The following is a 12,033-nucleotide window of genomic DNA, read 5'->3' as shown; positions in this document are numbered from 1 at the left end:
CTTTTCTCCCACGGATGCGCCTCGCCGCGGCCGCCGTCATCCACCAGCACCAGCTCCCAGATTTCCGGCAGAGACAGGGCACGAAAGGCGTCCAACAGCCGTGGCAACCCCTCCCCTGTGTTGTACAGCGGCACCACAAAGCTCATTTCTGGAGGAACCTCAGTTGCTGCCATGGTGCATCCCTCCGATTGAGCGATTCCTTTTTCGTGCGACGGCAAAGACCGAGGAACCAAATGGCAGGCGCAGTTCCCGGCACAGCCCTGCGTCCAGTCTGCCCACCCCGGTCAGCAGCGAGTTCATCCAGGCAGGCGTGAGCTTCAGGTCTGACTCTCCGTGCTCAGGTTGCATCCGGCTCAGCCGCCGCCACACCAGCAGCGGCAAAAACAGCCATGCATTCCAGTAGTGGATCATTTCAACGGCAAAACTGGAACGTTCGAGCAGCGTCCGCACCTGACAGGCGGCATAGCGCCTGGCACCACTGACCGCCACATCGTGGGATCCACGCAGGCCGGCAAATGCAGGCAGGTTTAGCACCAGCAGGCCGTCCGGGCGCAGCACACGGCTCATTTCCGCCAGCGCCCGCTCTTCACACAGCCCGTCATGATAAAGCACATCCAGGCATGTCACAGCATCAAAGGCTGCATCAGCATAGGGCAGGGACTCAATAGACCCCATCTTTACCGAGTTCAAACCGCGCTGCTGGCAGTGCCGCACAGCCTCCTCCGCAGCATCCACACCCGCCAGATTCAAATCGCAAATCTGCTCCTGCAAAAACTGCAGCATGCCACCCGTGCCGCATCCGGCATCCAGCAGCAGCCCCCCCGGCGGCAGCCGCCCCGCCAGTGCATGCTGCACCTGGCTGCGCAGCACCGCGTACCACCAGTGGCGGTCCTCCACAGACCGCATGAGATCATATTCAGGAGCCTTCATTTTTAAAATTCTCCAAGGCTTCAAAGACGACCCGCACCGCATCCTCGGACAAGTAGGGGTGCATGGGCAGGGACAGCACCGCCGCCGCCGCTCGGTCAGACTCCAGCAGGATCTCATTGCCACCACCAAAAGCACGCTGCCGGTGCAGCGGCACAGGATAGAGCACCGCCACAGGAATCCCGGCGCGTTGCAGGTGCTGCATCAGTGCATCCCGCCGTTCACAGCGCACCACATATTGGTGGTAGGCATGCTCACAGCCGCCCCGCACCACAGGTGCCTGCACCACGCGGCTGCCAAGCAGCAGCGCATCGTATGCCGCCGCCAGCCTCCTCCTTTTCAAAATACTCTCATTCAGGGCACCCAGCTTGACCCGTAGCACCGCCGCCTGCAGCTCATCAAGCCGGCTGTTTACCCCTGCGTACAGGCTGATATTGCGCTCCTTCCATCCGTATTGCCGGATTAGACACACACGCTCCGCCAGTGCGGCGTCATTCGTGGCCACCGCACCGGCATCTCCCAGCGCCGCCAGATTTTTTGTCGGGTAAAAGCTGAACGCCGCCGCCCGGCCCAGCGTCCCGACCGCCCGCCCCTGCCACAGGGCACCATGCGCCTGCGCACAATCCTCCAGCAGCTCAATGCCGTGCGCGTCCGCCACGCGTTGCAGGCTTTCCCAGCTCGCCGGATGTCCGTATAAATGCACCACCACAGCAGCCTTCACGCCGCGTCCCCGGGGAGAGCGAAGCAGGTCTTCCAATGATTCAGGGCAAAGTGTGAAGGTCCCGGGCTCAATGTCCGCAAACACCGGCTCCGCGCCGCTGCGTGCCACTCCCGCAGCCACCGCTGACGGAGCAAAGGATGGCACCACCACCTTGCTGCCTTCACCGATGTCCAGCGCCCTCAGGATCAACTCGATCGCATCCGTACCGTTTGCCACACCCTTCACCTGATTGACGCCAAGAAAAGCGGCAAACTCAGTTTCAAACGCCTCCACCTCGGCACCCAGAATGTAGCTGCCGCTGGCGCAAACGCGCTGCATCGCATGAGTCAGCGCCGCCTCATGATGCCGCTGATCCGCCTGCGGATACAGCAGAGCCCAGTGGTTGGTTGTGCTTGGCATATCTTCAATTTCATCCATTACAGGCATGTCGCAAATAACGCCACAAGTAGCGGAGGGCGCTACTTTATGTAAAACCTTGATTTAAAGCAGCCCGCCCGCCTTCACGTCCAGATACTTGTTGGCCAGCGCCACCGGCAGCATTTGTGCGGATTCATCGACGGTGATCACACGGCGCGCGCGCAGCGACTCCAGCAACTGGCGGCGTTCTCCAAAGTAATGCGTCAGCGCCCCGTATTGCAGCGCGTCATGCAGATGATCAATGGGAGCGGCCGCACGCTGTTCCAGCTCCTGCTCACGCAAGGTGGCCGTGAGCACAAGATGCCGCTTCTGCATCGCGCCGACGGCAGTCGCCAGCGTGGCACCGTCTTCACTGCGCAGATTGGTTAGCATGATCACCAGCGCACGCCGCTTCTGCAGCGTCATCACGCGCTCCGCTGCTTCGATGAAGTCGCTCGGCTCGCTGCTGGCCTCGTAGTTATACAAATGGTTGAGCAGCTTCGGCATGCTGTGCGCGCCTTTGACCGGCGGCAGCCAGCGCTGCACCCCGCCAAAGCCCACCACGCCCACTTCATCCCCCTGCCGCAGCGCGATGAAGGCGATGAGCAGCATCGCATTGAGGCAGTGGTCAAACTGGCTCAGCCCGCCGTCCAGCGCACGCATGCGGCGCCCGCAGTCAGGCACCAGCAGGATCGTCTGATTGCGCGTCTCCTCATAATCCCGGCTCACCAGCATGGAACGGCGTGACGTGGCCTTCCAGTCGATGCGTGAAAGCACATCGCCATCCTGATAGTCCCGCAGTTGATGGAAATCGAGCGAAGCTCCCATGCGGCGGCGCTTGATGATGCCCATCTGATCCACACGGTTTGCCATCGCCAGCATGGCAAAGCGCACGACCGGCTCGTAGTTCGGGTAGGCGCGCGTCTGGCTCTCCCCCGCGATGAAATGCAGCCTACGCCACAGGCCGAAGGCAGAATCGACCAGCACATGCGCGGGCGTGAATGCATGCTGACCCCGGCGCACAAAGCGGGCCTCATATGAGATCGCGGCAAACTCTCCCGGTGGAATGCTGACAAGATGTGGCAGTCCTTCCGCCTCCGCCGCTGTCGGGATGCCGTCAAAAAACTCCAGCTTCAGCGTGCGTCCGCTTGCGTGAGTGACCGTCAGCGTGACCGGAGAGGCCACCCCCAGCGCAAAGCGCCCCGGCAGCGAACGCTCTCCCGTGATGCGCCCCCGACGTGGCAGCGTGAAGGCATCCACCAGCAGTGCCAGCAGCAGCAAACCGCCGCCGATCTGCCAGAGCACGGCCAGATTTTCCCAGACACACGCCACCACCGCCAGAACGAGCCAGACGATGAGAAGTCGGAGCAGCAGGGAGGTCGGGCGCATAAAGATCAGACGCGGGGCGCTTCGATGGTCTTGAGCAGGGAGTTGAGCATGTCATCCACGCCCTGGCCGCTGATCGCAATTTCCGGTGCCAGTTGCACGCGGTGCCGCAGCACTGGCAGCACGGCGCGCTTCACATCCGCCGGTGTGATGAAGCTGCGGCCTTCCAGCAGCGCATACGATTTGGCGATGCGCACGAGGCTGATCGCGCCGCGAGTTCCCGCACCAAGCGAGATGGCGCTGTGCTGGCGCGTGGCCCGCACGATTTTCACCGCATAATCAACCACCTGCTCCACCGCCTGCACCGCAGCAGCTTCTTCTTGCGCGGCCAGAATGTCCTCCGGCGTACACACCTGTGGAACGGATGAAGTGGAAAGCCCGCCCCCTGCGGCACGGGATGAAACGGCCTTCACGATCCAGGTCTCATTCGCCACATCGGGGTAGTCGATCAACACCTTGAGCAGGAAGCGGTCGAGCTGCGCCTCCGGCAGCGGATACGTCCCTTCTTGTTCGATGGGGTTCTGCGTGGCGAAGGTCATGAACGGCGGCGTCAGCGCGTGGCTCTCGCCATCAATCGTCACCTGGGTTTCCTGCATCACTTCGAGCAGCGACGACTGCGTTTTGGCCGGAGCGCGGTTGATTTCATCCGCCAGCAGCAGATTGGCAAACACCGGACCACGCCGCACGCGAAACGTGCTGCTGCTCATGTCAAACAGCGTGTGCCCGCAGACATCGGAGGGCATCAGATCAGGCGTGAACTGAATGCGGCGGAAGGTGCCGCCAAACGTGTGGGACAGGGCCAGCACCAGATGCGTCTTGCCCAGGCCCGGCTTGCCCTCCAGCAGCACATGCCCCCCGGCCAGCAAGGCCGCGAGCACTTGATACAGCACCTCCTCCTGCCCCACAAACACCTGGCCCACCGCCGCATGGATCTTCTGGAAGATCTCTGTGCTCCTCGGCACGGAAGGCGGCGCAAAGCCACCGGCCGGCGGCGGTATGTAGAGACTGGAGACGTCAGGTTCAGGGAGGATCGGATTCATGGATGTGAGGGTTAGGATTTAAAGAGCACGGCGGATGGTCTGAAGATCGCGCATGAGATTCACAAAGTTATGGGCGCTGTTCGGCGGCGACACATCAAACGCGGCGGACACTCGTTTGACCGGCAGTCCGCTGCGGCGGGAGATTTCCTCGGCAAGCTGGTCGTTCATCTGTCGGCTGCAATCGTCGAGCGAACGGTGCCGTTCCCGCACGCGTTCCCACACCGCATCCCGGGCGGAGTTCACCAGCAGCGTCACGCGCCGCATGCGCCAGAAAAACTCCCCGAGCGCTCCAATGTGGCTGGCAAAATGGCGGGTCGAGTCAAGTTCCACGTCCGCCAGCGGTCCGAAGCGCGGCATCTGCTGCCAGAGCCAGAAGCCAAGGCACAGCACCAAGGTGACGACCGCCATCCACCCATGCTGCCAGAGCAGCCCGAAGAAGCTGCCTGTGGTGGCGGCGACAAACAGCACCTCTTTGGAGCCGTTCTCACCAACGAGCGCGGACAGCCAGCGTGCGTGATCGTCCTCACCGATCCAGTGATTGCGAAATGGCCGCGCATGCGCCAGCAGCGTGACCGATCCCATGCCATGCCTCAGATGCAGCGCCAGCGACTCGTTCTTGGATCCGGCTGAAAATTCACCCGGCTGCAGCTTGCGTTTGAGGATCATGTTCTGGTAACCGCCCAAGCTGAGGTGGTAGGTCTTGCCATTCCATGCCACCTCCTCCTCGGACTCCAGCTTCGACTCGTCCTCCGTAGATTTTTCCTCCTCATCATCCTCTTCGCTTTCGTCATCCTGATTACCGGCGCTTTTTTGCAGCAGGTCTTTGATCTCCTCCTCAGGGAAGCGCTTTTGCACACCGACGCCGAGCTGTTCCAGCACAGGATCTTTTTGCTCGTCCAGCAGCAAAGCAGAAATGTAAGCGCCGAACTGAGTGTCAAAATCGTTGTAGGGGCGTGTGCCGTCGAGGAAGTAGATGAGGTGCCCGCCGCTGTAGGCCCAGCGCAGCAACTGCTTCGCACGGCCTTCAGGCAGCCCCCCTTCCCCGGAAATAAAAATTGCGGCGTCATGCGATGGCAGTTTCCCCAGCGACTTCGCGGCATGGGCGTCGTGGCCGAGTTCATTGAGCAGACGCTCCGCCGCGAGGAACGGGTTCAACCGCGCCTTGCCTTTGTAGCCCGTGATTTTCTCCACATCTTCCCAGTGCCCTTTGCCGCAGCCGCACAGCAGCAGCGCGCCAGCCAGCGCCATCAGACCTCGAATGAAGCACCGCTTCATGAGGCACCTCCTTTCTCCACAAACGGCCATCGGTCGCACAGCGCACCCATTTCTTCATTCGACACCGGCAGCACCGCATAGGCCACCTGCACCCACGCAGTCGTTAGCTGGCGGAAGTACTCTGCCTCAGTTTTGTCGCCAGCCTGCAGCACCTTCACCAGACAGTCCTCCTCCGTGTCGCTGTCCGAGATCGGCACCCGGCGTCGGTTCACCAGCCACGACAACGAGCCGCGATACAGCAGACTCAGCGCCTCATGGAAGTCTCCCGCAGCCCACGCCGCACGCGCTGCGGCCACGATGTCGTCCGGCAGGCTCTCACGCGTGATGTTCATGCCCATGAGCACCTTCGGCGCTTGCACCGGCACCTTGCTGACACTGCGTGTGACGAACAGATGGCGGTTCTTCACGAGGTAGACGACCAGCCAGACACCGAGCCCCAGGACCAGTGCCCAAAAAAGCAGCTCCAACAAGGTTCCTAAAAAACCCGGGACCTGTAATTTAGAGTCCGTCTTTTTGTCTTTGCTCTTGTCGTCATCCCACACCCACTCCGGATTTTGACGCTTGTGGATTTCAAACTCAGGCTCGTCGAGCACTTTGCGCACGGCAGTGGCCGGATCAGTCTGTGAGGAGGGTTCCTTTTTAATATTCTCCAGATTACTGGAGATCTCTTTGAGGAAATCATCTTGCAAGGTCGGAGTGGGATTTCTCCCGTAGCGATCTTCTTCAGCCTGCACAGATGACTGAACACCGAAGATCATCATCACGGCGAGGATCACCACCGCAGTCGCGGAGGTCAGCCGCGTGGCCAGCCGGCGGAATGCCAGCTCCACGTCCCAGCCTTCGATGCGCGTGCGGCAGTTCAAATACAGCGCGAAACCCGCCCCCACATAGAAGGGCTCCACCAGCGTGACGATGATCATGTGACAGACAGCCCCCCACCAGAGAAAAGCATTCGGGATCGTGCCTTCGAAATCAAAAGATTGAAACAGTCCCGCCCAGTCAGGCTGCGCAGATTCCGGCAGCAGGCCATACGTTCCCCACATCAGCCCTATCCAGGCGGCGAGTTCGATGTTGGAAAACGCAAAGGTCATCGAAACCCCGGAGCTACCGCCATCCGTCGCCAGTGTCTGGATGCGCTTCTTAACCGCCGCACCTCGCATCCCCTCCAGCATCTGCGCCGGCAGGGCAAAACTACGCATGAAGGACAGCCGCCGCCACAACAGCGCAGGCAGACAATTCGTGATCCACAGTCGCGGCCACTGCTTCCAGGTTTCGAAAAAGCCGGGCCGCACTCCAAAGGCGGCGCGGCTCAGAAAATACAACGGCACGCGATCATACAGCGGCTTCAGCCACCACACGACCAGCGGAATCCATTCCGGCACGGCCCGCAGCAGCACACAGACGAGCACCCAGAGCGGCAGCACTGTGCAGATCCACAGCACGATGATGCGGCCAAAGTCACGCCGCACCATGGCGCAGCCCAGATCCACAGACTCCCATGGCTGGCGGGGCCGCAGCGCGACGGTGATGTCCTCAAGTCGCATCCTTCTGCCTCCTTCCACTGAACATGAGAAACATCGCCACCAGCAGCCAGCACATGCCACCGGCTGTGAATTTGATCACAGGGGGCAGATCCATCGGCGACCAAAATCCCTCCAGCACCGCCGCAATGCTGGTCAGCACCGCCGCACCTACCAGCAGGGGCAGCGCCTTGCGCCCTGCCAGCACCAGCGCCGTGCGCCGCTCCATTCTGCCAGGCCGCAGCACCGACCACCCGACACGCATCCCGGCCATGGCCGAAATCACTACGCCCGTCAGCTCCGGCGCACCATGCGCGACCACCCAGGTGTACAGCGTCAGCGGATTGCCCGAATAGTGCACATAGCCAAACACCGCCCCGAGGTAGATGGAATTAAACAGCAGCACAAACAACGCACCCACACCACCCAGAATACCCCCGGCAAAGGTTCTGAAATCGATGCTGACATTATTCCAGATGTAAAAACAAAATGCGGCAAAGCCGGAGCCAAAGCTCTCGCGCACATAGTCGGACGGCTTGCTGGCCTCCCCATACATGCTCTCGATCTGCATCATGCCGTCCGGCCCCAGCAACGTCATCGCCCATTCTGGATACGATGGCGTGATGACGGCGATCAGCGCCGCCGGCAGATAAAATAACGCGGTGCACCACCAAAACAGCTTCCACTCCGCACGCACAGCCTGCGGAAACTCCACCAGAAACAGACGCACAAACGCCTCCCATCCCCCGGCACTGTGGCGCTCCAGTACGCGGTAGCTTCGGATCGCCAGCGCATTGAGCTGCTGCGTCAGGCGCTGCGGGCTCATGCGGTGCTGCGCCACGCTCAGATCATGACACACCTGCCTGAAAGTGGCGGGCAGTTCCTCCACCTCCGCAGAGGGGTGAGACTTCTCCGCTTCCTTCAGCAGCTTCTCCAGCTTCTGCCAGCGCGGCTCGATCTGTTTTTCAAACTGGGCCGGTGTCATGAGCGGAACATGCCTGCTCCTTTCAGCGATGGCGGAGTCCCGCTTTTGTCTTCCGGGTCCTGCAGCCACAGCGCCATGCCGCACAGGCGGCGCAGCCCTTCCACTCCAGCCGCCTCGGTCAAAGGATGGGCCAGCGTGGCGAGTTCGATCCGGCGCTCATCCGCCCACAGCGGCGCACGTTCGAGGAACTGCAGCAGCGCCGCCTGCTCCTCACGCGTCAGGACCTTTGACGGCGCACGGCGTTCAGCACGGATTTCCACATGCGGTGCCATGAATATCGGCACCTCGGCATACGTCACCACGGTGTTCGCCACCAGATCTCCCAGACGCTGAAACCTCTTGGTAAACAGCATGCACACGATGCCCGTGAGGTACAGCCCCGGCATGAAATCCACCACGCGCAAAAAATTACGCATCACCGCCTGCGCCAGAGACACCGGCCCGCCGGTCACGCTCATCACCCTCAGTTTCATGGAGCGCTGCCCCGGCGTCGACCCCTTCGCTCCGGCCTCGAAAAATACGTTGTAAAACCACTCCATGAAAAAGACGAATAACAAGAACAGCCCATTCGTCATCTCCATACCCACCAGATCTGGCAGCAGCATGAACGCCAGGATCGCCACCAAGATGTCAACGCCGATGCGAATGAGCAGGTCGATCATGTAGGCCATGCTCCGCACCGCCGGACCAGCCACGCGCAGTTGGATCTCCACGCCATCGGCGAGTTCGACTGATTGCAAGGTGTCCGCGCGTGTCACTGCCATTGTCGATTAATGAAGCGGTTCCGTTTGGTTTTGACAACTCACGATTTTTTTTCGTAGGATTTGGTAATACTGGTAATTGTCCTGGCACTTATTCACCTCTCTAATCTCGCTAGTCATGGAATCCCCCCTCTCCAACCCCTACGCCTCGCCCTCCGCCAATCTGTACGGTTCCGCCTCAGGTGGCGCTGCTGACGCCGTCTCCCCGAGTACGATAGCCCAGCTCGCAGGTACCAAGCCATGGGTGAGGTTCATGTCGGTTCTCATGTGGATTGCCATCTGCCTGGTCATTCTGGCAATCATTGCCGTGGGCGTTGCGATGACACTTGGCGCTTCTAAACCCATAGGAACGCCCGAGCTCATTCTCATCGGCGTCTATGGTGTCATGATTTTCTTTTACATCTACCCTGCGGTGAAAATGTGGAAGTTTGCCAATCGCGTCAAAAGCCTGATGGCAACCCGATCCCTCGCCGATCTCGATGCAGCCCTTACTGAGCAGCGTAAACTTTGGAAATTCGTGGGCGTATTCACCATTATTATGCTCTGCATTTATCTGGTGGCCGTCATTGGCTTCGTGGCATTGGGTGCCGGAGCAGCCATGAAATCCGGTGCCTTCAACCGCTAAACTTATCCCATCAGCGCCACGGCGATCGGATCCACCAGCGGCTTGCCCACCCGCGTGAGTCGCACGTGGCTCTCATCGTAGCTCAGCAGCCCCTGTTCCCGCAGTGTCTCCAGCATCTTGCGTGACTCAGGGTTGATCAAGTCCAGCGGCAGGCCGCGTGCGGTGCGCAGCTCCAGACCAAAGCGCTCCGTGCGGCGTTGGTCGGCCGTGAGTTCCTCCACATCCACCGCCGTGGCGTCACCGGCCAGCGTCATCGCCATGTAGCGCGGCGTGTCCTTGACGTTGTTCCAGCGCCTTCCGCCCACCGTCGAAAACGCCCCGGGCCCGATGCCGAGGTAGTCCTCTCCCAGCCAGTAGGCCTCATTGTGCACGGAGCGATGCCCCGGCTTCGCGTAATTCGAAATCTCGTAGTGCTCAAATCCACCGCCCTCCAGCGTGTCGATGGCCAGATTGAAAAACTCCGCATCACGACCTTCGTCCTCGCGATATTCCCCTGCCTTGAGCCGGCGGAAAAAGTCCGTGTCCTCCTCGTAGTTGAGATTGTAGGCCGAAATGTGATCTGGCTGCAGCGAGATCGAATGCTCCAATGTTTTTCGCCACGTTTCCACACTCTGCCCCGGAATCGAAAACATCAGATCCAGATTCAAGCTCGGAAACCCCGCCTCCTTCAGCACCTGCCAAGTCGCTTCAGCATCCGCCCGTGCATGGTCACGCCCCAGCGTTTTCAGCGTCTCATCATCCCAGGCCTGAATCCCCAGACTCACCCGCGTCACCTTCATCTCACGCATCACTGCCGCCTTCGAAGCCGTCACCGTGCGCGGATTCGCCTCCATCGTGAATTCCGCCACCTCGGACATGTCCACCCGCTCCTGCAATCCACGCAGCAGCCGCTCCAGATGCACATCGCTCAGCATCGTCGGCGTGCCACCGCCGAAAAAAATCGTCTGCGGTCGCAGCGGCTGCTTTTCCGCCTCCCGCAGCAGCGAATCCACAAAAGCCGTCATGTCCGTGCCACCCGGCGTATGCTTGTGAAAGCTGCAATACGGGCAGATGCGGTGGCAGAAAGGTATATGGACGTAGAGATGCTTCACTCTTTGCATGCTAGCAGAGAATGCTTGCTCCGGCATCCACCATCTATCTCTTAACCCTCCCCCAATGTCCGACGAAACCCATCATGAACGTGAACTCGGCGGCCAGTTGCTGGCGTCAGTCTCCCGTTCGTTCTACCTCACGCTCAAAGCGCTGCCCAAGGAACTGCGCGAGCCCATTTCCCTCGCCTACCTGCTCGCCCGTACGGCAGACACCATCGCCGACACCGCCCTCGTCAGCGCCCCCGTGCGGCTCGACTGCCTGCAGCGCTACCGTGCCCTGGTGCGCGGCTCCGGCGAAGCCCAGAGCCTGGCCGACACCCTCACCACTCAGTTCTGCACCCAGCAGAGCGACGACTCTGAGCGCCGCCTCATGGAAAAATTCGCCGACGGCATCGCCTGGCTGCGCACCATGAAGCCCATCCCGCTCGCGGCCATCCAGAGCGTGCTGGAGCACATCATCGACGGCCAGATGCTCGACATTCGCCGCTTTCCCGCCGACGGCCGCCTCCGCAACCTCGCCAACGCGGAAGAGCTCGACCAGTACACCTGGCTCGTCGCCGGATGTGTTGGCGAATTCTGGACCCAGCTCTGCGCCACCGAACTCCCCGGCTCGCTCGACCCCGCCGTCAGCACCCATCAAATGCAGGAATGGGGCGCACGCATGGGCAAAGGCCTCCAGCTCATCAACATCCTCCGCGACATCGGCGAAGACACCCGCGACGGCCGCTGCTACCTGCCCTGCCAGCCCGAAGACATCCAAACCGAGTGGAGCCTCTGGCTGGAAACCTGCACCGAGCACCTCGAATGCGGCCTGCTCTACGTCCAGCGCGTCACCCACGCCAAGCTCCGCTACGCCACCGCCCTGCCCCTCCTCCTCGGCATACAAACCGTCGCCAAAATGCGCGCCTCCCCCTGGGACAAGATCCAGCAAGGCGTCAAAATCTCCCGCCTCGACGTCGCCAGCATCCTCGCCCAAGCCGCCATCGCCTGCCGCAGCGCCAGCGCCATGGAAAAGTTGTACCGGAAGCTCGCGCAAGGCTGAGCCACGCCGAACACCGGCGAATATGCTTGCCGGAATGCCGGATCATCGCATAATAAATTCCGTTCGATGAATAGTGAACAAGGCATTCACCTGCTTTCTCAAACGATCCTTGCTCTGTGCGCGCGACCCACAACGGCCCGCACCCAGCAACATCCCAGAGAAATCTGACGGCTGCCCCAACTCACCAGGCACCGTCCAAACATCCCATTTTGGGGCTATAGCTCAGTTGGTAGAGCGTCTCGTTCGCAATGAGAAGGTCAGGGG

At 61.0% G+C, this 12,033-nt stretch carries 11 protein-coding genes; 2 read left to right on the top strand and 9 right to left on the bottom strand.

Going from position 1 to position 12,033, the window contains the following annotated elements; all coding sequences use genetic code 11:
* Window positions 1–159 precede the first annotated feature (159 nt).
* The 8 genes from PSV43_RS23550 to PSV43_RS23515 form a co-directional block, all read right to left on the bottom strand.
* The gene (locus tag PSV43_RS23550; protein WP_300203520.1) at window positions 160–930 is read right to left on the bottom strand and encodes a class I SAM-dependent methyltransferase; all 771 of its coding nucleotides are present in this window, start codon (window positions 928–930) and stop codon (window positions 160–162) included.
* Window positions 917–2,047 carry a DegT/DnrJ/EryC1/StrS family aminotransferase gene (locus PSV43_RS23545; RefSeq protein ID WP_300203518.1) on the bottom strand — a complete coding sequence of 377 codons (1,131 nt, stop codon included), beginning with the start codon at window positions 2,045–2,047 and terminating at the stop codon, window positions 917–919. Before PSV43_RS23545 ends, PSV43_RS23550 begins: the two co-directional genes overlap by 14 nt.
* A gap of 81 nt (window positions 2,048–2,128) precedes the next feature.
* Window positions 2,129–3,433: a DUF58 domain-containing protein gene (locus PSV43_RS23540; protein ID WP_300203516.1), complete on the bottom strand. Its 1,305-nt coding sequence runs from the start codon at window positions 3,431–3,433 to the stop codon at window positions 2,129–2,131.
* A gap of 5 nt (window positions 3,434–3,438) precedes the next feature.
* Window positions 3,439–4,470 (bottom strand): MoxR family ATPase, encoded by a 1,032-nt coding sequence (locus PSV43_RS23535; RefSeq protein ID WP_300203514.1) that lies wholly within the window; start codon window positions 4,468–4,470, stop codon window positions 3,439–3,441.
* 18 nt (window positions 4,471–4,488) lie between these two features.
* Entirely contained in the window at window positions 4,489–5,745 is a 1,257-nt protein-coding gene (locus tag PSV43_RS23530; protein WP_300203512.1) for a DUF4350 domain-containing protein, read from the bottom strand.
* Window positions 5,742–7,289, bottom strand: coding sequence for a DUF4129 domain-containing protein (locus PSV43_RS23525; RefSeq protein ID WP_300203510.1), 1,548 nt, complete (start codon window positions 7,287–7,289; stop codon window positions 5,742–5,744). Before PSV43_RS23525 ends, PSV43_RS23530 begins: the two co-directional genes overlap by 4 nt.
* Window positions 7,279–8,250, bottom strand: coding sequence for a stage II sporulation protein M (locus tag PSV43_RS23520; protein ID WP_300203508.1), 972 nt, complete (start codon window positions 8,248–8,250; stop codon window positions 7,279–7,281). The genes PSV43_RS23525 and PSV43_RS23520 overlap by 11 nt, the downstream gene beginning before the upstream one ends.
* The gene (locus PSV43_RS23515) at window positions 8,247–9,014 is read right to left on the bottom strand and encodes an RDD family protein (protein ID WP_300203506.1); all 768 of its coding nucleotides are present in this window, start codon (window positions 9,012–9,014) and stop codon (window positions 8,247–8,249) included. The genes PSV43_RS23520 and PSV43_RS23515 overlap by 4 nt, the downstream gene beginning before the upstream one ends.
* Window positions 9,015–9,129: 115 nt before the next feature.
* Between PSV43_RS23515 and PSV43_RS23510 the strand changes: the two genes are divergently transcribed.
* Window positions 9,130–9,636, top strand: coding sequence for a DUF5362 family protein (locus tag PSV43_RS23510; protein ID WP_300203504.1), 507 nt, complete (start codon window positions 9,130–9,132; stop codon window positions 9,634–9,636).
* Window positions 9,637–9,638: 2 nt separating this feature from the next.
* On the opposite strand, the gene hemW is transcribed toward PSV43_RS23510, so the two are convergent.
* Window positions 9,639–10,736, bottom strand: a complete 1,098-nt coding sequence (gene hemW, locus PSV43_RS23505; RefSeq protein WP_300203502.1) for a radical SAM family heme chaperone HemW — start codon at window positions 10,734–10,736, stop codon at window positions 9,639–9,641.
* Between the two features lie 55 nt (window positions 10,737–10,791).
* Between hemW and PSV43_RS23500 the strand changes: the two genes are divergently transcribed.
* Complete coding sequence (locus PSV43_RS23500; protein ID WP_300203500.1) at window positions 10,792–11,769, top strand: squalene/phytoene synthase family protein; 978 nt, start codon at window positions 10,792–10,794, stop codon at window positions 11,767–11,769.
* Window positions 11,770–12,033: the final 264 nt, after the last annotated feature.

The organism is Prosthecobacter sp., from assembly GCF_029946185.1.
Lineage (GTDB): Bacteria > Verrucomicrobiota > Verrucomicrobiia > Verrucomicrobiales > Verrucomicrobiaceae > Prosthecobacter.
This window is presented reverse-complemented; position numbering and strand designations above follow the sequence as displayed.

Excerpts from the sequence above, each read along its gene's own strand:
- PSV43_RS23550 (WP_300203520.1), bottom strand. The coding sequence starts at position 930 with ATGAAGGCTCCTGAATATGATCTCATGCGGTCTGTGGAGGACCGCCAC.
- PSV43_RS23545 (WP_300203518.1), bottom strand. The coding sequence starts at position 2,047 with ATGCCAAGCACAACCAACCACTGGGCTCTGCTGTATCCGCAGGCGGAT.
- PSV43_RS23540 (WP_300203516.1), bottom strand. The coding sequence starts at position 3,433 with ATGCGCCCGACCTCCCTGCTGCTCCGACTTCTCATCGTCTGGCTCGTT.
- PSV43_RS23535 (WP_300203514.1), bottom strand. The coding sequence starts at position 4,470 with ATGAATCCGATCCTCCCTGAACCTGACGTCTCCAGTCTCTACATACCG.
- PSV43_RS23530 (WP_300203512.1), bottom strand. The coding sequence starts at position 5,745 with ATGAAGCGGTGCTTCATTCGAGGTCTGATGGCGCTGGCTGGCGCGCTG.
- PSV43_RS23525 (WP_300203510.1), bottom strand. The coding sequence starts at position 7,289 with ATGCGACTTGAGGACATCACCGTCGCGCTGCGGCCCCGCCAGCCATGG.
- PSV43_RS23520 (WP_300203508.1), bottom strand. The coding sequence starts at position 8,250 with ATGACACCGGCCCAGTTTGAAAAACAGATCGAGCCGCGCTGGCAGAAG.
- PSV43_RS23515 (WP_300203506.1), bottom strand. The coding sequence starts at position 9,014 with ATGGCAGTGACACGCGCGGACACCTTGCAATCAGTCGAACTCGCCGAT.
- PSV43_RS23510 (WP_300203504.1), top strand. The coding sequence starts at position 9,130 with ATGGAATCCCCCCTCTCCAACCCCTACGCCTCGCCCTCCGCCAATCTG.
- hemW (WP_300203502.1), bottom strand. The coding sequence starts at position 10,736 with ATGCAAAGAGTGAAGCATCTCTACGTCCATATACCTTTCTGCCACCGC.
- PSV43_RS23500 (WP_300203500.1), top strand. The coding sequence starts at position 10,792 with ATGTCCGACGAAACCCATCATGAACGTGAACTCGGCGGCCAGTTGCTG.